The following is an 18451-nucleotide window of genomic DNA, read 5'->3' as shown; positions in this document are numbered from 1 at the left end:
AAACAGGATGACTGGCTGCAAGCCGCAAGGGCCTGTCTGGCTAAGGGAAACGACGAATTCAGTGAATGAAGACCAGCGCCAGCAGCAAGGGCGCTACCAGCCCCAGCGCCACCAGCGGCCAGGTAGCCGGGCGCTTGCCGGCATGCATCTGCAGCAGGAACAGGCCGGTGATGCAGAACACCAGGCAAGCCACCGCAAACACATCGATGAACCAGCTCCAGGCGGCGCCCGTATTGCGGCCCTTGTGCAGGTCATTGAAATAGGAAATCCAGCCACGGTCGGTCTTCTCATACTCGACCTGGCCGTCCTCCAGCGCCACGCGCACCCAGGCATCCCCGCCCGGCCGCGGCAGCGCCACGTAGACTTCATCGGCCGACCATTCGGCGCTCTGCTGGTCCACCGTCACCGCCAGTTCTCGGCCGACCCAGTCGCGCACCGCGGGCGGCAGCGCGGCCTTGCTGCTGCCTTTGGCATCGGCCGCTTCGGCCTGTTGGCGCAGCGGGGCCAGCAGGGATTCGGGCAGCGTGGCCTTGCGATGGGTGACCTGCGGCTTGGCCTCGATCTGCGCCGCGTGATTGAGCGTGAGACCGGTGGCGGCGAACACCAGCATGGCCACCAGACAGATGCCGGAACTGATCCAGTGCCATTGATGCAGATGCTTGAGCCAGAAGGCACGGCGTTTCTGGTCGGCAACGGCAGGCAGGGAATGGGCGGCAGCGGGCTTCATGAGACGGCAGCAGAATCGGGAAGAAGGAGCAGGACGAGGACCCTCGGATCTCGCACCAAATAATAATAATTCTCAATTATATCTGGACTCATCCATGCCTCGCTAGCCGGCCGGCGGACTTTTACTTTGCGATACATGAGGATACAAATCCCATCAGGGAGCCAGCCCCGCCGCGATACGCAGCGCCGGTGCCAGCGAGGCCGGCAGCATGGGACCATGGGCCAGTCCCGGAAAACTTTGCCACTGCACCGCCAGGCCGTGCCGGTCGCGCAGACGGCCGGCCAGTTCCGGCAAGGCCTGCGGCGGGATGGCTGCGCGCGCGGCCAGCATGGCGCGGGTACGTGCATCGTCCGCCTCTGCGGGCATGCGCTCGCGCCGTTCTGCCTCCCCCGCCATCAGCCACATCCGGGCGCCGGGCGCTCCCGGAAAACCCTGCTCTTCCTGCAGGATCACCCCGCCCTGCCACCACAGCGAGGGACTGGCCGCGATATAGCGGCTGAACAGGCCGGGCCGGGTGAACAAGGTGTGCAGCACGCACAGGCCGCCATAGGAGTGGCCCCACAGGCTCAGTTGCGTGGCGTCCAGTGCCACCTGCTGGCGCACCTGGGGCAGGATGCGATCCTGCAGCAGATCCAGGAATACCGTCGCGCCACCGCCCCGTCGTCCGCGCGAGGTTTCCTCATCGACCTGACCGGCAGGGATGGGCGGCGTGTAGTCATACGCGCGGGCAGCCACGTCGAAGCGCAGCGCCGTGTCGTAGCCCACGGCCACGATGACCGGTGGCGAGCCCTCCTGCAAGGCCTGCAACTGCGGCTCGTCGATGGCCGCCAGCGCCGCATTGCCATCGAGCAGCACGATGGCCGGATAGCCCTGCCGCGGTGGCGGACGCAGCGGCACGCCCAAGGTGATGCGGTAGCTGCGCTGACCATCCACGGAACCCAGCGTGAAGCGACTGAAGCGATACCAGGCCGAGCCCGTGTCAGCGATGGTGGGGCCCAGCGGACGCGACAGATCCGGCTGGGCCGTCGCCCGGATGGGCAGGCAGGCGAGCATCGCCGCCCCCAGGATACGCCGGCGGCCCGGCAGCAGCGGCGCCATCAGAAGCGCTGGGTCAGGCTGACCCACAGGCGGCGGCCCTCGCCGACGGTGTTGAAGCTCTGCTCGTCCAGGCGCTTGTCGGTGAGGTTGTAGATGGCCGCGCTCACCGAGGTGCGCTGGTTGATCGCATGCGTCACGCCCAGATCGGCCAGCGTATAGGCTTGGTACTCCTTCACGCCCGAGGACGAGATGGTGGTCCCGGCCGTGCCCACGCGCGCGGCGGCGTTGACTTCCTTGCCGTGGTAGTTCAGCGCGGTCCACACCGTCCAGGCGTCGGCCGGGGTCCAGTCTGCGCGCAGGTTGAACATGTGGCGCGGCGTGCGGGCCAGCGCATAGCCATCGTAGCTGCCGCCCTTCTGGCGCGAATCGGTGAAGGTGTAATTCGTCTTGAAAGCCAGGCTGCGCGTGGCCTGCCAGCGACCGCTCAGCTCCAGGCCCTTGATGGTGGCGCGATCCACGTTGTAGCTGTACCAGAGACGGTAATTGTTGTTGGCCGACCAGCGGGCGATGGAGCCATCGGCGTTGTAGACCAGGGCATTGCTGACCTTGTCCTTGAAGTCGGTGTAGAACAGCGTGGCACCGCCGGAGAGGCCGGCATGGTTGTCCCACAGGGCGCCCAGCTCCCAGCTGGTGCTGGTTTCCGGTTTGAGGTTGGGGTCGCCGATGATGACGCCGCAGGTGCCGGTGGGACCGACGGTGCAGCCGGCACCGCCGGTCGTGTAGGCGTAGCCCGGCGCGATGGTACGAATGTCCGGTGCCTTGAAGCCGCGCGAGACCCCGCCCTTGATGGTGAGCTGCTCGCTGCCATGCCACACCGCGTAGAGGCGCGGGCTCCAGTGGTTGCCGTAGACCTGGTGGTTGTCCAGGCGCAAGCCGCCGGTCAGGGCCAGGCGCTCGGTGAGTTTCCACTCATCCTCCACGAACAGCGCCTTCTGGGCAATGCGGAATTCCTGCACGCGGGTACTGCTCACGCCGGGATTGACGTCGGTGAGCGTGGCCTCGTTCCACTGCCCGCCCAGCACCATCCAGTGCGCGCCCAGCGGCACGGACAGCTTGCCGTCCAGTACCAGATTCTCGATCTTTGGCGCGCGCGTGGCCTGGGTGTAGCGATCGCTGCCGACGGGACTCTCGGTATAAGTTTTGCGTTGCGCCTTCTCGTAGGCGATCGAGACATCCGAGGTGGCCCAGCCGTAGCGGCCCGTATGCGACAGTGCCATGTGGTCGCGCGGGTTTTCGGTATAGCTGTCGGCGGTGGTACGGGTCGCGGCCAGCGTGTGATCGCTGGAGGCGTCGCGGCGCACCTGGGATGTGCCGATCTCGGCCAGGATGTCGTGATTCTTGTTGGGCGTGAGCGCCAGGCGCGCGGTGAAATCAGTATCGAGCGCCTTGGTATTGCCGTTGAGAATGCGATCTTCCTGGCGCTTGTAGACCTTGCCCCACAGTTGCAGGCCCAGGACATCGCTGGCGATCGGACCGTTGACGTAGAACTGGCCCTGATAGGCGTCGCCCGAGTCGCCGTGCTGCTGCAGCGTGGTGTCTACGCTCAGCGAGCCGCCCCATTGCCGCGCCACTTTCTTGGTGATGATGTTGATGACGCCCCCCATGGCATCGGAGCCATACAGTGAAGACATCGGTCCGCGTACTACCTCGATGCGCTCGATGGCCTCCAGCGGCGGAATGTAGGACTGCTCGAAGCCGGAATTGCCATTGGTCCGCGCATCGCGCGTGCTCTGGCGCTTGCCGTCCACCAGGATAAGCGTGTAGGCACCGGGCAGGCCACGAATGAAGATGTCCTTCTCGCTGGCCGTACCGGTGATGGTGACGCCCTCGACATCACGCAGGGCATCGGTGAGATCGCGGAAAGGACGCTTCTTCAATTCCTCCTGGCTGATGACGGTGATGCTGGCCGGTGCGTCCACCACCTCCTGTTCGAAGCCGGTGGCGGTGACCACCACTTCCTTCAGGCCAGCCCCGGCATCCTGCGCCACGGCCAGGCCGCAACCGGAGACGTACAAGGCCAGCGCCGCCGCTACCGCCTGCGTCATGCGCGTAACGGACAGCGCGCCAGGCGCAGGAAGGTGATGGTGCGGATGATGCATGATGAATTCCCCTGTGGTGATGACGAGCCAGGGTCCGGGCGCAAGTCCGCCCCTGCAGGCGGCAACGGCAGCCCGCATCGATGCGGATGCATGGGAAGGCGAACGGGACCGGCACGGCCCGGACAATGGCGATTGATTTGCGAATGAGAATTATATTCATTTAAAATTGGCAAAAGTTTGTCAAATTGTGGCAAGCCGCACGGTGCGCGCGACCCATCCGGGCGCATTGCGCGCACCGCCGTCATCGAGGGGAAGGAACAAGAACATGCACGCGCAACGTCACGTCCTGGTGGTGGACGATCATGCGGACATCAGCGAGCCGCTAGCGGCCTACCTGCGCCGGCAGGACATGCAGGTCAGCCTGGCCGCCAATGCGGCGGAGGCACGGGCGTTGCTGCAGGTGCAGGCATTCGACCTGGTGGTGCTGGATGTGATGATGCCGGGCGAGGACGGTCTTTCGCTGTGCCAGAGCATCAGCCAGCAGCATGGCACCCCGGTGATCCTGCTCACTGCGCTGGCAGCCAGCAGCGATCGCATCCGTGGCCTGGAGACCGGTGCCGACGATTACGTGGTGAAACCCTTCGATCCCCATGAGTTGCTGGCCCGCATCCGCAGCGTATTGCGCCGGGTGGCACGACAGTTGCCGGTCCCGGCCAAAGCGGCCAGTACCGGCACGGTGCAGCGTTATGTCTTCGACACCTGGACACTTGATGTGCAACGGCGCGAACTGCGCGACCGCGACGGCACCCTCGTGACCCTCTCCAGCGTGGAATATCGCCTGCTGCGGGCGTTGGTGGAGCATCCCAACACGGTCCTGTCGCGCGACCGCCTGCTGGACCTGACCGCCGGCAGCGACGCACTGGCCTTTGACCGCAGCATCGACAGCCAGGTCAGCCGTCTGCGCAAGAAACTCGAACCCGATCCGCGCAAGCCCGGCCTACTCAAGACGGTCTGGGGTAACGGCTACCTGCTGGCCGCGCACGTGAGTGCCGACCCGGCCACGCCATGAGGGCCTGGCCGCGCAGCATGACCGCACAATTGCTGGCCCTGCTGCTGCTGGGTCTGGTGGCGGCACACCTGATCGGACTGCTGCTGGTGCAACCGAATGGCACGCGCATCCACGTCATCTCGCGCGACCAGATGGCCGAGCACGCTGCCGTGGCCTGGCGCCTGGCGCAGCTGCCGGCGGCGCAAGCGCAGGAGGCACTGGCACGTGCCAGCGACGGCGACACGCGCTACCGGCTCGATCCGGATCCGCAGATCGATGCCGCCCATGAAGAGGGCGGCGACCAGGATCTGCTGCGCCAGCGACTGCAGGCGCGACTGGGCCTGCCGCCCGAGGCGCTGCGCATCAGCCTGCGCGATGCCGACGATGGCCCTGCCCTGCTGCGCATCGCGCTGCGTACGCCAGCGGGCCTGTGGGTCAACACGCAACAGCAGCCCTTGATCACGCAGGGCTGGGTCCGGCCACTGCGGTTTTCAGTCCCCGTGAGCACCCTGCCGGTGTTGCTGATCGTGGCCTTGTTCCTGCGCCGCATCCTGCGTCCGGTCAAGGCGCTGGCCCAGGCGGCAGAACGGGTGAGCCGCGGCGAGGAAGTGGCGCCACTGCCGCTGACCGGCCCGCAGGAAGCGCGCGAGGTCAGCGCTGCCTTCAACCTGATGCAGCAACGCCTGCGCCGCTTCGTCGAGGACCGCACCCGCATGCTGGCGGCCATCAGCCATGACCTGCGCACCCCGATCACCTCACTGCGCCTGCGTGCGGAACTGGTCGATGACGCGGCCCTGCGCACGGCGATGATCCGTACTTTGGACGAGATGCGGGTGATGGTGGAAGAGACCGTGCGCTTCGCACGCGATGATGCGCATGCCGAAGCCACGCAGGAAATCGACCTGGCGGCGTTGCTGCAGGAACTTGCTCAGGAGCACGCCAGCCAAGGCCGCGATGTACAGATCAGCGTGCAGAAAAATGTGCAGCAGAAAGTGCAGAACAAGGTAGCGCATGACCCCCTGGCGCAGCAGGACGCTCCCCTGCGCTATCGCTGCCGGCCCGTCCATCTCAAGCGCGCGCTCTCGAACCTGGTGGACAACGCCGTGCGCCACGGCCAGCGGGCGAGATTGTCATTGATCGTGGAGCACGATGGCAGCCTGTCCATCTTCGTCGACGATGACGGCCCCGGCATTGCGGAGGAACACTTGCAGGAAGTCTTCAAACCCTTCGTGCGCCTCGACCCGGCACGCTCCGGCGGCAACTTCGGCCTGGGCCTGGCGATCGCCCGTTCCTGCATCGAGGCCCATGGTGGCCGGCTGGAACTGCGCAACCGCCAACAGCCGGGCGACCAGGGCCTGCAAGCCTGCATCAGCCTGCCGGCCTGAACCGGAGCAATGCGCAGGCCTCAGCGCAGCAGTTCGTAAGGCCCGCCCTTCTCCAACGCACGCTGATAGGCCGGGCGCGCATGGATGGCTTCGAGGAACTTGAGCAGATTGGGATGGCGGCCATCGAGCCCGCCACGTGCCCGCATGCCCTCCACCGGGAAGCTCATCTGGATATCGGCCCCGGTGATGCTCTTGCCGGCGAACCAGCCATCCTTGCCCAGTTCGGCTTCCATGTAGCGCATCTGCCGCTCGATCTGCGGTGCCACCAGACGGCTGCGCATGCCCTCGGACAGCATCCGAGCAATCGGACGGATCAGCGCCGGCACGGCCTTGGGCATCTTGCTGAAGATCAGCCCCAGCAGCAGCCAAGGCATGGCCGAGCCCTCGGCAAAGTGCAGCCAGTAGCGGTAGCGCAGGCGCTCGGGCGTCCCGGGTGCGGGCAACAGGCCGCTGTCGGCACCGTAACGCTCCAGCAGGTATTCGACGATGTTGCCCGATTCGGCCACCGTCAGATCGCCATCGGTGATGACCGGCGACTTGCCCAGCGGATGCACCTTCAGCAGCTCGGGGGGGGCCAGCATGGTCTTGGGGTCGCGCTGGTAAAACTTGATCTCGTAGTCCAGGCCCAGCTCTTCCAGCAGCCACAGCACGCGCTGCGAGCGGGAGTTGTTCAGGTGATGCACGGTGATCATGGCGCGGTCCTTGTAAAATGCGAAGCGACAACTCTAACACCATCAAGAAACCCGCCCCATGGCCGTCACGCCTCTTTACAAACAATTTGCCGACCAGCTCGCGGCCTCCATCCGCGACGGCGTGCTGCGCCCGGGCGAGCGCATCGCCTCGGTGCGCATCGCCAGCCAGCAGCACAAGGTCAGCGTCACGACCGTGGTGCGCGCCTACGAACTGCTGGAAAGCCGCGGCATCATCGAGAGCCAGCCACAGTCCGGCTACTTCGTGCGCGAACAAGCCGAGAGCATTCCCCGCCCCGTCATCAAGCCGCCCTCGCAGGCCGATCATCCGGCCTGGCAGGAATCCACCGAGGTCGACGTCAGCCGCCTGGTGCTGGCGACCCTGAAGACCATCCAGCAGGACGGCACCGTGCCGCTGGGTTCACCCTATCCCAACCCGGCACTGTTTCCTTCGCACCGGCTGGCGCAATACGCCGGCCGTATTGCGCGCCACGCCAGCCAGTCCAGCGTGTTCGACGACCTGCCCCCGGGCCATCCGGACCTGCTGCGCCAGATCGCGCGCCGCTATCTGGAAAACGGCCTCAAGGTCGATCCCGAAGAAATCGTCGTCACCGTCGGTGCCACCGAAGCCATCAATCTCTGCCTGCAAGCCGTGGCCCGTCCCGGCGACACCATTGCGGTGGAGACCCCGACCTTCTACGCCATGCTGCACGCCATCGAGCGCCTGGGCATGCGGGCCCTGGAAATCCCGACCGATCCGCAGCGCGGCCTCGATGTCGGGGTGCTGGAAGAACGGATGAAGACGCAGCCGGTGGCGGCCTGCATGGTGATGCCCAACTTCCAGAATCCGCTGGGTTTCCAGATGCCGGACAGCGAAAAGGAAAGACTGGTGCGCCTGGCCGAACAGCACCAGATGCCGCTGATCGAAAACGCCGTCTACAGCGAGCTGTATTACGGCAATGCGCATCCGTCGTCGCTGAAGAACTATGACCGCGAGGGACTGGTGCTGCATTGTTCTTCGTTTTCCAAGAGCCTGACCTCGGCCTACCGCATCGGCTGGGCGATGCCCGGGCGCTATCGGGCGCAGGTGGAAAAACTCAAGTTCCTCAACACGCTGGCCACGCCGACCGCGCCCCAACGCGCCATCGCGGAATACCTCACGCAGGGCGGCTACGAACGCCACCTGCGGCGCGTGCGCCGCGTCTTCGCGCAGCAGCGCGACATGATGCGGCACTTCGTGCTGCGCTTTTTTCCCGGCGGGTACGCAGGTGTCCGAGCCGCAAGGCGGTTATGTGCTGTGGGTGGAATTGCCGCAGGGGGTGGATGCGATGGAACTGTATCGCCGCAGCCTGGCGCTGGGGATCACGGTGGCACCGGGGGCGCATCTTTGCGGCGACCAACCGGTACAGTCATTTCATTCGGCTGAACTACAGCTATGCCTGGTCCAAGGAGACCGAGCAGGCATTGAAACTGGTGGGGAAACTGGTGGAGGAACTGGCAGGGTGAATTGAGTCTGCGCGCCTTCGATACGGCGCGTTGCGCCTACTCAGTCCGAACGGATTTTTGTTTGCGGCTGCATCCATACAACCGTTCGGACTGAGTAGGCGCGGGAGCGCCGTATCGAAGCCTGCCCTGAGCTCGTCGAAGGGCCGCTCCGTCAGCAATGCTTACTGAGGCGACACCAGCAAGCTCACGCTGCCGGTTCCATCCTCATTCATCTCGACCTTCACCACCCCGGCCTCTTCCAGCGCCGACAGGAAGCGCCGCAAGGTACTCATGCGCAATTGCGTGCGCTTGGACAGGCGCGCCAGCGACAGCGCCCCGCCCTCCTTCTCTTCGGCATCCGCCTGCAGGGTTTCCACGATCAGCAGCACTTCGGGCGGCACGCCCATCTGCTGCGCGCGGGCCTGCAGATCGGCGTCCTCCTGGGCGGGCATCTCGGCCACACTCATGTCGGCCTCCATCACGCTGCAGAGCGCTGCACCGCCGAACGCGACAACAGCACCGGAATGGATTTGGAAGTGGGCGTGCGCGCCTTGTCGGCAAAGCTTTCCAGCGGCACCAGCGGATTGGTCTCGGGATAGTAACTGCCGATACAACCGCGCGGAATGTCATATTCCACCAGCAGGAAACCATCGGCACGGCGCTCCACGCCGTCATCCCAGACGCTGGTGATATCGACCCATTCACCATCCTTCAAACCCAGCATCTGCAGGTCCGCCGGGTTGATGAAGACCACGCGGCGCTGGCCGAACACGCCGCGATAACGGTCGTCCATGCCATAGATGGTGGTGTTGTACTGGTCGTGCGAACGGGTGGTCATCAGGGTCAGCAGCTTCTCGCCATGAATCGCGCGGGCACGATGGATGGGCGTGTCCTTGGGAATGTCATGGACGATGAAGTTGGCCTTGCCGCTGCCGGTCTTCCAGACGCGATCGCGCGAGGCCACGCCCAGGTGGAAGCCGCCCGGATTGGCGATGCGCTCGTTGTAGCCCTTGAAGGCGTCATACACCTTCTCGATGGCGTCGCGGATGCGCGAATAATCTTCGGCGTACCACAGCCAGTCGATCTTCGGACCATTGTTGCGCGACTTCATCGTCGCTTCGGCGAGATGCGCCACGATGGCCGTTTCCGACATCAGGTGTTCGGACGCCGGCTTGTTGATGCCGTAGGAGACGTGGACCATGCTCATCGAATCTTCCACCGTCACGCCCTGCGGACCGGACTTCTGCACATCGATCTCGGTGCGGCCCATGGTCGGCAGGATCAGCGCATCCTTGCCATGCACCAGGTGGCTGCGGTTGAGCTTGGTGGTGATGTGTACCGTGAGGTTGCAGGAACGCATGGCCTCGAAGGTGCGCGGCGTATCAGGCGTGGCCATGGCGAAGTTGCCGCCCAGGCCGATGAAGACCTTGGTACGGCCTTCCAGCATGGCCATCACCGAACCGACCGTGTCATTGCCGTGATGGCGCGGGGCCTTGAAACCGAATACCTGTTCCAGGCGATCCAGGAAAGCTGGTGTCGGCTTCTCGTCGATGCCGACCGTGCGGTCGCCCTGCACGTTGGAGTGGCCGCGCACCGGGCACAGGCCCGCACCCTGGCGGCCGATGTTCCCGCGCAGCATCATCATGTTCGACAGCAGCTGGATGGTGGCCACCGCGTACTTGTGCTGGGTCAGGCCCATGCCCCAGGTGGCGATCACGGCCTTGCCCTTGACGTAGACCTGGGCCAGTTTCTCGATGTCCTCGCGGGAGACGCCGGACTCGGCGATGATGTCGTCCCAGCTTTCGGCGCGCGCCTGGGCGGCGAATTCCTCGAAGCCGGCGGTATGTTCCTCGATGAACTTGACGTCGATCACGCGCTCGGCACCGGCCGCCTTGGCCGCGTCATCCAGTTCGATGGTGCGCTTGATGACGCCCTTGATCAGGGCCAGGTCACCGCCCAGCGTGGGATGGATGAACATGGAACTGATGCGGGTGCTGCCCATGGTCAGCATCTCGACCTTGCTCTGCGGATCGGCAAAGCGCTCCAGGCCGCGTTCCTTCAAGGGGTTGATGGCCACGATGGTGGCACCGCGCTTGGAGGCGTGGCGCAGCTCGCCCATCATGCGCGGATGGTTGGTGGCCGGGTTCTGGCCGAACAGCAGCAGCGTGTCGCAGTGATCGAAATCTTCCAGCAGCACCGTGCCCTTGCCGATGCCGACCGTGCCCGGCAGGCCCACGCTGGTGGGTTCGTGGCACATGTTGGAGCAGTCGGGGAAATTGTTGGTGCCGTACTGGCGCACGAACAGCTGGAACAGGAAAGCCGCTTCGTTGCTGGCGCGGCCGGACACATAGAAGTCCGCCATGTCCGGATCGGGCAAGGCATTGAGATGCTTGGCCATCAGCTCGAAGGCAGCGGACCAGTCGATCTTCTTGTACTTGTCGGTGGCGGCGTCATACACCATCGGATGCGTCAGGCGGCCGTGTTCTTCCAGCTCGTAATCCGATTGCTGCATCAGCTCGGTGACGGTGTGCTTGTCGAAGAACTCGGGGGTGACACGCTTCTTGGTGGCTTCGGCGGCCACGGCCTTGACGCCGTTCTCGCAGAATTCGAAGGTGGAAGTGTGCTCGCGGTCCGGCCATGCGCAACCGGGGCAATCAAAGCCGTCAGGCTGGTTCTGCGACAACAGGGTACGCAAGCCCTTGCCGTCGGCTACGTGTTCCTTGACCAGGTTCAGCGCGACATACTTCAGTGCGCCCCAGCCGCCTGCGGGTTGATTGTATTGCTCGATTCTTGGTTTGGAAGGCATGTTGTCTCGGGATGGAGTGGAGTCTAGGGCCTGTTCACATTCAATCTGTGAGATGCGTTGCCCCCAGAAGGCGTGGTGGCAAGGCGCGCGTCAGGGCTGGTGGTGGTGCCACCAGTCCTGACGTGCAACGCGGCCAGCGCGCCTTCTGGGGGCAACCCTCCGGGAGAGGCCGCCAAGCGTCGCCTGCCGTTGTTGCAGCTCCTTGCCGTGGCACCACCACGGCGCGTCGCCGCGCCTAGGCAGTCAACGCTTGGCGACCTCTCGCACTCACAGATTGAATGTGAACAGGCCCTAATGTAGGTGAAGTCTAGGACACGCACGCTGCAACCGGAATGCACAGGGAGCGGCGACGGATTCAAGCACAGTGCCTGTCAAGCCGCGCGCGCAAAGACTCGCCGACGATGTGTACAGTAGCTGAAGTTGCGGGTGTCTGCTTTTCTGTACCGGAACTGTCCGGCCACTGTACTGTTATCCGTACGCCCATCCGTACCGGCTGCTGCCGGGCTCAGTCATCCAGCGGCAGCGCCAGCGTCTCCTTGATCTCTTCCATCACTACATAGCTCTTGGACTGCGCCGCCCCCGGCAGCTGCAGCAGGATGTCGCCCAGCAGCTTGCGGTATTCCGCCATGCCCCGGATGCGTGCCTTGATGAGGTAGTCGAAGTCGCCCGAAACCAGGTGGCATTCCTGCACTTCGGGAATGCGCAGCACCTCGCGGCGGAACTGCTCGAACATGTTGCCGGACTTGTGATTGAGCGTGATCTCCACGAACACCAGCAAGGTCGCCCCCAATGACTCGGGATTGACGCGCGCGTAATAGCCGCTGATGACACCATCGCGCTCCATGCGCCTGACCCGTTCGATGCAGGGCGTGACTGACAAACCGACCTGCTCCCCGAGCTCCTTCATGGAAATGCGGCCATCCTTTTGCAGCACGGCCAGGATGCGGTGATCGAGCTTGTCGAGGGTGCGGATGGACTGTTGCTGAGTTCTCATGAAATTTTCCCGTTTCAGCGCGATTTTCATGAACCGTTCATGAAATCAGCCATAAATACGCGAACAAACACTATTTATTCACCCATATGATAGCTGAATCTTCTAATCCAACAGCCTTTTGCAGCGGCATCAACGAAACGGGGAGTTCAGCATGCGCGTCGTCATTCTTGGAAGCGGTGTCATCGGGGTCACCAGCGCCTGGTATCTGGCCAGGGCCGGTCACGATGTGACCGTGCTGGACCGCCAGCCCGGCCCCGCGCTGGAAACCTCCTTCGGCAATGCCGGCCAGATCTCTCCCGGCTATGCCTCGCCCTGGGCCGCGCCCGGTATTCCCCTGAAGGCCATCAAGTGGATGTTCCAGGAACATGCCCCGCTGGCCATCCGCCCGGACGGCACGCTCAACCAGCTGCGCTGGATGTGGCAGATGCTGCGCAACTGCAACGCCGAAAGCTACGCCGTCAACAAGGAACGCATGGTGCGCCTGGCTGAATACAGCCGCGACTGCCTGCGCGACCTGCGCGCCGATGTCGGCATCCCCTATGAAGGCCGCCAGCAAGGCACGCTGCAACTGTTCCGCTCGCAAGAACAGCTCGAGGGTGCCGCCAAGGACATCGCCGTGCTGCAGGAAGCCGGCGTCCCCTTCGAACTGCTGACCCCGGAACAACTGGGCGGTGCCGAGCCGGCGCTGGAGAAGGTGCGCGGCAAGCTCACCGGCGGCCTGCGCCTGCCCAATGATGAGACCGGCGACTGCCAGCTCTTCACCACCCGCCTGGCCAAGATGGCCGAGCAACTGGGCGTGAAATTCCGTTATGGCGTCTCGATCGACGCCCTCACCATGGCCGGTGGCAAGATCGCCGGTGTGGTCTGCGGCAAGGAACTGGTGCAGGCCGACAGCTATGTGGTCGCCCTTGGCTCCTACTCGCCGCAACTGCTGCGCGACATCCCCGGCCTGCCGGGCATTCCGGTGTATCCGCTCAAGGGTTACTCGATCACCGTGCCGATCACCGATGCATCGGCCGCACCGGTCTCCACCATTCTCGACGAGACCTACAAGATCGCCGTCACCCGCTTCGATGACCGCATCCGCGTCGGCGGCATGGCCGAGATCGTGGGCTATGACACGGCCCTCAAGGCCAAGCGCCGCGCCACGCTGGAACTGGTGGTCAACGATCTGTTCCCCGGTGCAGGCGATACGAAGCAAGCCAGCTTCTGGACCGGCCTGCGCCCGATGACCCCGGACGGCACGCCCGTGGTCGGTGCCACCCCGGTCTCGAACCTGTACATCAACACCGGTCACGGCACGCTGGGCTGGACCATGTCCTGCGGTTCGGGCCAGCTGCTGGCCGACCTGATCTCGGGCCGCCGCCCTGCCATCGCCCATGAAGACCTGTCGGTGGCGCGCTACATGGCCTCGGGCAGCACCGTGCAGACGCCGCGTCTGGCAGGGGCCTGATCGCTGCAACAGGACATCCTCGATAGTCTCTTCTGCATCCCTCGCAGAATGGTTGGCCGGAGTGAAATGCTCCGGCCTTTTTTATGCGCGCAGTCAAGCCAGCGACAAGGCCCTTGAAACGGGCACCACCGCTGTCGAAGAAGCCGCCACCGCAGTCGGCACGTCCGCTTCGCCGGGCAATTTGAAGGCCTGCATCAGCGTCACCAGCCGGCTGGCCTGCGCGCTCAGGCTTTCCGCAGCGGCGGCCGATTGCTCCACCAGCGCGGCATTCTGCTGGGTGACGTCATCAAGTTGCTGCACGGCGGTCCCGACCTGCGAGATGCCCTGGGTCTGCTCCTGCGTGGAAACGCCGATCTCGCCCACCAGCGCCGCCACCTGGCGCACCTGCGTGACCACGCCACCGATGGCCTGCGAGGCTTCTTGCACCTTGGCGTAGCCGCTGTCGACCTTGTCCACGCTCTCTTCGATGAGGGTCTTGATTTCGCGCGCGGCCTGCGCAGAACGCTGGGCCAACGTACGCACTTCCGAGGCCACCACCGCAAAACCGCGCCCCTGCTCGCCGGCCCGCGCCGCCTCGACCGCCGCATTGAGGGCGAGGATGTTGGTCTGGAAAGCAATGCCATCGATCACCGAGATGATCTCCTTGATGCGCGCCGAACTGGACGCAATGCCCCCCATCAGATCCACCACGCCCGCCACCGCTTCGCCGCCCTGGCTTGCGGCCTGGCTCACGGCATCGGCGCGCTGGACGGCCTCGCCCACGGTCTGCGCATTGTGCCTGACGGAGCCGGTCAGCTGCTCCATCGAGGCCGCCGTCTCTTCCAGGTTGGAAGCCTGTTCCTCGGTGCGCTGACTCAGGTTGAGGTTGCCGTCGGCGATCTCGGAAGCGCCGGTATCAATGGCGTGGCAGCTCTTGTAGACCTCCTGTACCAGATGCGACAGACGCAGGCGCATGCCTTCCATGGCGGCCAGCAGGCTGTGCTGATCGCCCTCACGCAGACGCACCGCACTGGCCAGATCACCCTGCGCGATGGTCTGCGCCACCTCCATCGCATAATGCGGCTCGCCGCCCAGCTGGCGCGTGATCGAGCGCTGGATCAACGTGGCGAAGGCCACTCCCAGCACCACCATCGCACCGAGCAAGGCCACCAGATACCAGGCCGTGCGTTCGACGCTGGCGGCGGAACGATCGATATGGTCCTGCACCGCCTGGTCATAGATCTTGACGATCTTCAGGAAGACGTCGCGCAGCTTGACGTGCGCCGGATCCGTATTCTTCTGCAACTCGGCCAGCGCGCCGGCGGTATCGCCCTGGTCGGCCTTTTCCATCAGGGTCTGGAAGGACTGGCGGTAGACCGGCCAGGCCTGGTTCAGGGCTGCCACCAGCGGCTCCAGTTCAGGGGGCTTCTCGGTGCGCTGCAGATAGTCGAAGGCCTCCTGGATCTGCGCTTCCGCCTTCTGGTTGAAGGTCCGGGTGCCGATGCGCGAGTTGGGATCGCCGGCATTCGGATAGAGGTAGGAATAACCGCGCCGGAAATGAATCGCCATGGCCAGCGCGGCGGTATTGAGCGTCTGCATCGGTGCCAGCCGCTCCCGGTACATCTCCCGTTCCTGCGCACTGATGCTGCGCAGACTCAGAATGCTCCAGCTGACCATGACCAGCATGGCGACCAGAAAAAGGGCAGACAGCAAGGCCAGCCGCGCAGAGACGCGCAGCGATTGCAGAAATGACATGGTGAATCCTCCCGAGTATGGCGAACTATCGTTGTTGTTTGCTGCGCACCCCTGCGCGAATGCCATCGTTACGCCGGTGGCCGGCAAGTTGTACGATGTCGGTCTAATTTACACCAGAGTGAGCCAGAATATGAAGTAATTTACCTAACAAGCGGCTCACGGGTTGCCACGATGCGCCGCCAGAGCCGCCACATGGGCGGAGGGGACCTGCCCCGTCATGCGTTTGAACATGGTCGAGAAGGTCGCCGGCTGTTCGTAGCCGAGGTCGTAGGCAATCGCCGTCACCGAATGTCCCAGCGCCAGCCGCGAGATCGCATTGACGATGCAGGCGCGCAGCCGCCATTGCTGGAAGCCCATGCCGGTCTGCGCCAGGAATCTGCGGGTGAAGCTGCGCTCGCTCATGTGCAATTGTTCGGCCCACTCGGCCGGGCGCGCGCGGATCGAGGGCGATCGCATGAAGTCGCGACACAGCGCCCCCAGCTTCTCCTCCTGCGGCAGCGGCACGTACATGGGAATCTCGCGGGCGCGGGCGATCTCCTTGAGCAGCAGGTGCATCAGCGCCTCCTCGCGGCTATCGGGTGCGTAATGCGGATCGATGCGGGTGGCTTCGATCAGCAGCTCGCGCAGCAGTGGATGCACCTCCAGCACCTGGCAGGTCCGCGCGGCGCGCGGCGCATGTTCGGGCTCGACGAAGGCGCTGCAGGTCGTCACCGGCAAGAGCATGCGGCTCTGGTGCTCGCGCCCGGAAGGAATCCACACCGCGTGCTGCGGCGGCACCACCCAGGCCCCATCCTGCGTCACCACCTGCATCAGTCCCCCCAGCCCGAACAGCAACTGCGCCCGGCGATGGCTGTGCCAAGCCTGCAGCGAATCGCGCGCGTAATCGGCGCCGGCGGCCACCACCGGGCGCGCGATGCGGTCCACCCGGTCGATGGGCAGCGGGGAACGGGAGGGAGAAGGCTTGCGCATGGTCTGGTCTCACTTGGCGTACATGCAAAGATGACGCACCGATGATGGAAACTCCGCCACCACGAAGCTTGCCTCGCAGCTTGGCGTAAATTCAAACATTCTTGACCCAAGTACGAAAGTCAGTCAACCGGCCCTGCCCTACTGTACGGTTTTCATCCAACGATTTCGCCATGCCTCCTCCCCTCCTCTCCGGCATCCTGGTCGCGCTCATCTGGGGCCTACAGCCCGTGATCTCGCGCTACGGCTTGCAGCAAGGGCTAACGCCCCTGGATGCGACCTTGATGCGCTTTCTCACCAGCGGCCTGCTGATCCTGCCCTTTGCCTGGCGGCGCGGGCTCTGGCAGGCCTGCGGTGTCGGCTGGGGGCGCGGGCTGGTGCTGTTCCTGCTGTCGGGCCCCTTGTTCAGCCTGGTGCTGGTGGCGGGCGTGAACTACGCGCCGGCTTCACATGGCGCGCTGATCCATCCGGCCCTGACGCCGCTGTTCGGCATGGCGATCAGCCGCTTCGCCCTCGGGCAGCGCGAACGCATCTCCCTGTGGGGCGTGCTACTGCTGCTTGCCGGACTGGTACTGGTGGCGCTCAATGGCATCCTCGCCAGCGGCGGACTGGCTCCCGATGGCGCGTGGCGCGGCGATCTGCTGTTTGTGCTGTCGGCGCTGATGTGGTCGAGTTACCTGATGCTCAATCGCGCCTGGAAGATTGCGCCCCTGGATGCGGTGGCGCTGACGCAAGTGCTGTCGCTGGCCTGCATGCTGCTGGCGCTGCCGTGGCTGGGCACGCAGACTTTCAGCAAGCCGGCCTCGGCACTGCTGCTGCAGAGCGCCTACCAGGGCGTGCTGGTGAGCATCGTCAGCGTGGCCATGTTCAACTGGGTGGTAGCGCGGCTGGGCGTGAAAGCGCTCATGCTCAATGCGCTTTCGCCGCTGTTCGGCGTACTGGCCTCGGCGTGGATCCTGGGCGAGACGCTGTCGGTGTCGATGATGACGGGTGCCGTGGCCATCGTCGCCGGACTGGGCGTGACCATGAAAAAGAAACGCCCGGTGCGCACACCGGGCGACTGATGCAGACGGCGCGCCTGCGGCCGCTCAGGGCCGCACGGCCCCGTTGACCGCCAGATACACCGCATACAGCGAGGTGGTGGCGGTGATGAAGAGGCGATTGCCGCGCGGCCCGCCGAAGACCACATTGGACACCACTTCCGGAATCAAAATCTTGCCCAGCAAGGTGCCATCCGGCGCATAGCAATGCACGCCATCGCCGGCCGAGGTCCAGATGTTGCCCTGGGCATCGAGCCGGAAACCATCGGCCAGCCCCGGATCGATGGTTGCAAACACCTCGCCGCCCTTGAGCGTGGCGCCCTCCACCACATCGAATACGCGGATGTGATGCGGCCCGCCCGCACGGTGCGTGAGGCCGGTATCGGCGATGTAGAGGCGGCTTTCATCGGTGGAGAACGCCAGCCCATTGGGGCGCTCCAGGTCGCTGCTGACGATGCTGATGTCACCGCTGTCGCCATCGATGCGATAGACATTGCACGCACCGATTTCGCTCTCGGCCTGATAGCCTTCGTAATCGCTGTTGATGCCGTAATCCGGATCGGTGAACCAGATCGAGCCATCGGACTTGACCACCACGTCATTGGGCGAATTGAGACGCTTGCCCTGCCAGTGCGAGGCCAGCGTGGTGATGCTGCCATCGTGTTCGGTGCGGACCACGGCGCGGCCACCGTGCAGGCAGCCGACGATGCGGCCTTCACGGTCCAGCGTATTGCCGTTGTTGAAGTTGGAGGGCTCGCGAAATACGCCCGCCCCTGCGCCCTCGGACCAGCGCATCAGGCGATTGTTGGGGATGTCGCTCCAGATCAGTTCCTGCGTGGCCGGCAGCCACACCGGGCCTTCGGCCCAGCGGCAGCCGTGGTAGAGACGATCGACCTGGGCGGTGTCGATGACCATGCGGCGAAAGCGCGGATCGAGATGCTGGAAGGGGGTATCGGGCAAGGACATGCGTTCTCCTTTTCGGTGTAA

15 protein-coding genes and 1 pseudogene are annotated in these 18451 nt (G+C 64.7%); 6 read left to right on the top strand and 10 right to left on the bottom strand.

All coding sequences use genetic code 11. The features are described from left to right. Nucleotides 1–58: 58 nt before the first annotated feature. The 3 genes from ACWFUC_RS13680 to ACWFUC_RS13670 form a co-directional block, all read right to left on the bottom strand. On the bottom strand, nucleotides 59–727 hold the full coding sequence (locus ACWFUC_RS13680) for a PepSY-associated TM helix domain-containing protein (RefSeq protein ID WP_489625189.1): 669 nt from the start codon (nucleotides 725–727) through the stop codon (nucleotides 59–61). Between the two features lie 153 nt (nucleotides 728–880). Continuing rightward, nucleotides 881–1825, bottom strand: a complete 945-nt coding sequence (locus ACWFUC_RS13675; protein WP_489625188.1) for an alpha/beta hydrolase — start codon at nucleotides 1823–1825, stop codon at nucleotides 881–883. After that, nucleotides 1825–3924, bottom strand: coding sequence for a TonB-dependent receptor domain-containing protein (locus ACWFUC_RS13670; protein ID WP_489625187.1), 2100 nt, complete (start codon nucleotides 3922–3924; stop codon nucleotides 1825–1827). Before ACWFUC_RS13670 ends, ACWFUC_RS13675 begins: the two co-directional genes overlap by 1 nt. Between ACWFUC_RS13670 and ACWFUC_RS13665 the strand changes: the two genes are divergently transcribed. The 3 genes from ACWFUC_RS13665 to ACWFUC_RS13655 all read left to right on the top strand — a co-directional run bounded on the left by ACWFUC_RS13665 (nucleotide 3923) and on the right by ACWFUC_RS13655 (nucleotide 6297). Further along, on the top strand, nucleotides 3923–4060 hold the full coding sequence (locus ACWFUC_RS13665; RefSeq protein WP_166675051.1) for a hypothetical protein: 138 nt from the start codon (nucleotides 3923–3925) through the stop codon (nucleotides 4058–4060). The genes ACWFUC_RS13670 and ACWFUC_RS13665 overlap by 2 nt on opposite strands. Nucleotides 4061–4189: 129 nt before the next feature. Further along, the gene (locus ACWFUC_RS13660; RefSeq protein WP_489625186.1) at nucleotides 4190–4933 is read left to right on the top strand and encodes a response regulator; all 744 of its coding nucleotides are present in this window, start codon (nucleotides 4190–4192) and stop codon (nucleotides 4931–4933) included. A gap of 17 nt (nucleotides 4934–4950) precedes the next feature. Beyond that, nucleotides 4951–6297 carry an ATP-binding protein gene (locus ACWFUC_RS13655; RefSeq protein ID WP_489625185.1) on the top strand — a complete coding sequence of 449 codons (1347 nt, stop codon included), beginning with the start codon at nucleotides 4951–4953 and terminating at the stop codon, nucleotides 6295–6297. Between the two features lie 20 nt (nucleotides 6298–6317). Here ACWFUC_RS13655 and ACWFUC_RS13650 read toward each other — a convergent pair whose 3' ends face one another. Further along, the gene (locus tag ACWFUC_RS13650) at nucleotides 6318–6989 is read right to left on the bottom strand and encodes a glutathione S-transferase family protein (RefSeq protein WP_121039040.1); all 672 of its coding nucleotides are present in this window, start codon (nucleotides 6987–6989) and stop codon (nucleotides 6318–6320) included. 58 nt (nucleotides 6990–7047) lie between these two features. On the opposite strand from ACWFUC_RS13650, the pseudogene ACWFUC_RS13645 reads away from it, so the two are divergent. Then, nucleotides 7048–8492, top strand: a pseudogene (locus tag ACWFUC_RS13645) (aminotransferase-like domain-containing protein). 161 nt (nucleotides 8493–8653) lie between these two features. On the opposite strand, the gene ACWFUC_RS13640 reads toward ACWFUC_RS13645, so the two are convergent. The 3 genes from ACWFUC_RS13640 to ACWFUC_RS13630 form a co-directional block, all read right to left on the bottom strand. After that, the gene (locus tag ACWFUC_RS13640) at nucleotides 8654–8938 is read right to left on the bottom strand and encodes a helix-turn-helix domain-containing protein (protein ID WP_489625184.1); all 285 of its coding nucleotides are present in this window, start codon (nucleotides 8936–8938) and stop codon (nucleotides 8654–8656) included. 11 nt (nucleotides 8939–8949) lie between these two features. Beyond that, on the bottom strand, nucleotides 8950–11277 hold the full coding sequence (locus tag ACWFUC_RS13635; RefSeq protein ID WP_121039031.1) for an FdhF/YdeP family oxidoreductase: 2328 nt from the start codon (nucleotides 11275–11277) through the stop codon (nucleotides 8950–8952). 505 nt (nucleotides 11278–11782) lie between these two features. Beyond that, nucleotides 11783–12271: an Lrp/AsnC ligand binding domain-containing protein gene (locus ACWFUC_RS13630; RefSeq protein ID WP_026051927.1), complete on the bottom strand. Its 489-nt coding sequence runs from the start codon at nucleotides 12269–12271 to the stop codon at nucleotides 11783–11785. A 151-nt stretch (nucleotides 12272–12422) separates the two neighbouring features. Between ACWFUC_RS13630 and ACWFUC_RS13625 the strand changes: the two genes are divergently transcribed. Further along, nucleotides 12423–13724 carry a D-amino acid dehydrogenase gene (locus ACWFUC_RS13625; RefSeq protein ID WP_034337215.1) on the top strand — a complete coding sequence of 434 codons (1302 nt, stop codon included), beginning with the start codon at nucleotides 12423–12425 and terminating at the stop codon, nucleotides 13722–13724. A gap of 93 nt (nucleotides 13725–13817) precedes the next feature. Here ACWFUC_RS13625 and ACWFUC_RS13620 read toward each other — a convergent pair whose 3' ends face one another. After that, on the bottom strand, nucleotides 13818–15458 hold the full coding sequence (locus ACWFUC_RS13620; RefSeq protein ID WP_489625183.1) for a methyl-accepting chemotaxis protein: 1641 nt from the start codon (nucleotides 15456–15458) through the stop codon (nucleotides 13818–13820). 156 nt (nucleotides 15459–15614) lie between these two features. Further along, complete coding sequence (locus ACWFUC_RS13615; RefSeq protein WP_489625182.1) at nucleotides 15615–16427, bottom strand: AraC family transcriptional regulator; 813 nt, start codon at nucleotides 16425–16427, stop codon at nucleotides 15615–15617. A 170-nt stretch (nucleotides 16428–16597) separates the two neighbouring features. On the opposite strand from ACWFUC_RS13615, the gene ACWFUC_RS13610 reads away from it, so the two are divergent. Continuing rightward, on the top strand, nucleotides 16598–17488 hold the full coding sequence (locus ACWFUC_RS13610) for a DMT family transporter (RefSeq protein ID WP_489625181.1): 891 nt from the start codon (nucleotides 16598–16600) through the stop codon (nucleotides 17486–17488). Nucleotides 17489–17512: 24 nt separating this feature from the next. On the opposite strand, the gene ACWFUC_RS13605 is transcribed toward ACWFUC_RS13610, so the two are convergent. After that, nucleotides 17513–18430, bottom strand: a complete 918-nt coding sequence (locus ACWFUC_RS13605; protein WP_489625180.1) for an SMP-30/gluconolactonase/LRE family protein — start codon at nucleotides 18428–18430, stop codon at nucleotides 17513–17515. Nucleotides 18431–18451: the final 21 nt, after the last annotated feature.

This window comes from Herbaspirillum sp. Her4 (assembly GCF_057961335.1).
Note: the sequence above shows the minus strand (reverse complement) of the source record. Positions and strands in the feature narration are given on the sequence as shown.

Excerpts from the sequence above, each read along its gene's own strand:
- ACWFUC_RS13680 (WP_489625189.1), bottom strand. The coding sequence starts at position 727 with ATGAAGCCCGCTGCCGCCCATTCCCTGCCTGCCGTTGCCGACCAGAAA.
- ACWFUC_RS13675 (WP_489625188.1), bottom strand. The coding sequence starts at position 1,825 with ATGGCGCCGCTGCTGCCGGGCCGCCGGCGTATCCTGGGGGCGGCGATG.
- ACWFUC_RS13665 (WP_166675051.1), top strand. The coding sequence starts at position 3,923 with ATGATGAATTCCCCTGTGGTGATGACGAGCCAGGGTCCGGGCGCAAGT.
- ACWFUC_RS13670 (WP_489625187.1), bottom strand. The coding sequence starts at position 3,924 with ATGCATCATCCGCACCATCACCTTCCTGCGCCTGGCGCGCTGTCCGTT.
- ACWFUC_RS13660 (WP_489625186.1), top strand. The coding sequence starts at position 4,190 with ATGCACGCGCAACGTCACGTCCTGGTGGTGGACGATCATGCGGACATC.
- ACWFUC_RS13655 (WP_489625185.1), top strand. The coding sequence starts at position 4,951 with ATGACCGCACAATTGCTGGCCCTGCTGCTGCTGGGTCTGGTGGCGGCA.
- ACWFUC_RS13650 (WP_121039040.1), bottom strand. The coding sequence starts at position 6,989 with ATGATCACCGTGCATCACCTGAACAACTCCCGCTCGCAGCGCGTGCTG.
- ACWFUC_RS13640 (WP_489625184.1), bottom strand. The coding sequence starts at position 8,938 with ATGAGTGTGGCCGAGATGCCCGCCCAGGAGGACGCCGATCTGCAGGCC.
- ACWFUC_RS13635 (WP_121039031.1), bottom strand. The coding sequence starts at position 11,277 with ATGCCTTCCAAACCAAGAATCGAGCAATACAATCAACCCGCAGGCGGC.
- ACWFUC_RS13630 (WP_026051927.1), bottom strand. The coding sequence starts at position 12,271 with ATGAGAACTCAGCAACAGTCCATCCGCACCCTCGACAAGCTCGATCAC.
- ACWFUC_RS13625 (WP_034337215.1), top strand. The coding sequence starts at position 12,423 with ATGCGCGTCGTCATTCTTGGAAGCGGTGTCATCGGGGTCACCAGCGCC.
- ACWFUC_RS13620 (WP_489625183.1), bottom strand. The coding sequence starts at position 15,458 with ATGTCATTTCTGCAATCGCTGCGCGTCTCTGCGCGGCTGGCCTTGCTG.
- ACWFUC_RS13615 (WP_489625182.1), bottom strand. The coding sequence starts at position 16,427 with ATGCGCAAGCCTTCTCCCTCCCGTTCCCCGCTGCCCATCGACCGGGTG.
- ACWFUC_RS13610 (WP_489625181.1), top strand. The coding sequence starts at position 16,598 with ATGCCTCCTCCCCTCCTCTCCGGCATCCTGGTCGCGCTCATCTGGGGC.
- ACWFUC_RS13605 (WP_489625180.1), bottom strand. The coding sequence starts at position 18,430 with ATGTCCTTGCCCGATACCCCCTTCCAGCATCTCGATCCGCGCTTTCGC.